The 1,448-nt window shown below is 47.4% G+C and carries 1 protein-coding gene; it reads right to left on the bottom strand.

Going from position 1 to position 1,448, the window contains the following annotated elements; genetic code table 11:
• Positions 1 to 1,448: hemagglutinin repeat-containing protein (locus PVV68_RS10355; protein ID WP_273783033.1), on the bottom strand; the 1,448-nt coding region annotated here is incomplete at both ends.

Below are 1,448 nucleotides of genomic sequence, written 5' to 3'. Positions count from 1 at the left end.
GTAATGGCACTGGCAGCGCCAGAGGCTGCTCCGCCCGTAACCGCCGTGACAGCTAAGGCCACGATAGCTGCACCGGCTTCTGTCAGCCCTTGGGCTTTATAATCCCAGTCTTTAAATTCAGCCTTAACGGCTTGCCAATCAACTTGCTTGGATAATGCTGGATCATCACGCAGTTGCTTAATCCATACCATGCCTGGGGAACGAGACAATTGCTCAAGGGATTTATCTAAATCACCCGTTGCCTCATACTCAACAACAAAGCCATCGCCCGCATCAAGCTTCATGCCCCCCTTAGCATCTATGGTGACATGCTTGATAGTTTCCTGCAAATAGCCTTTGTCGCTCTCACTCCACCACACAAGGTTTTCATTGCGCTGATAAACATCCTTAAAATCTTGATCCTTGTTGGTTAGAAACTTGATCTTCCCCTTATCTGATGCCAAATGCGTCTGACCACCACTTGATAGCCCTGCCGCACCAAGCGTGAGATCCCCATTTTGCGCATGCATGGAGAGGTTGCCCTCTGTTTCTATCGTGGTTTTGTTTGTAGTAACTTCCGTTGATTGTTCACGAAACTTATTCTTTTGCTTCGATTTGTCGCCTTCTTTACCCCTAACATCCAAATCAAAACTGTTAAAGTCTTGCTCTGAAATCGCGTTGAGAGCGCCACCACTGGTGAAATCACCATTGCCCTTGGCTTTAAACTTTCCCTCAAGGTTAAGTTCACCACCTGTGACAATGGTCAAATCTCCATCACTGTTGACTTCTGTCAAACGATGCTCACTGCTTTGGGCGTTATAATGCCCTTTTTCCAATGTTTCCTTATGGTCACTCTCTAGCACTAATGAACCAAACGTAGCAGAACCACCGACAATCACCGTCATCGGACCGCCGCTGGTGAATTCCCCCCCCTCTGAGCCAAGATCACCAAGGGATTGAATGTTTAATTCATGATCAGAGAGAATTTGTCCCTTCTGCCCAGCTCGATCAACAAAACCATATGCATTCGTGTCACGGATTTTAGCGGTACTATTGACAATCGTATCACCCGTCATGGTAACCGTATCACCATGAATAACACCGGAAGAATTGGCTAAAAGACCGTTACTGGTGAGTTCGACAGCACCTCTGGCATCTAAAAAACCACCATCATTAAACAAAGTTTGCGTGGTCGAAACGTGCAGTGCATCATCACTTACCACAGCACCGCTATTGGTAAGACGGTCCGCATTCAAGGTGACCCCATTCCCTTTCAAACGTGCACTGGCAAGGTTTCCTTGCAATCCTTGTGCGTTTTTTATCCCTTGTTCTGAAGAGGAGGTTGGCGCCAAATAAACGTGGGGCACTAAGACCTCTTGTCCGTCGACAAGGTGGGTCTCAAGCCAGATCATATCCTTTTTGATCCCAGCAATCTGCTGAGGCGTTAAGGGCTTGCCTAGCACTAACCC

Origin of the sequence: Bartonella sp. ML69XJBT (assembly GCF_028618515.1) — a bacterium.
In the GTDB taxonomy this organism is placed as follows: Bacteria; Pseudomonadota; Alphaproteobacteria; order Rhizobiales; family Rhizobiaceae; genus Bartonella.
This window is presented reverse-complemented; position numbering and strand designations above follow the sequence as displayed.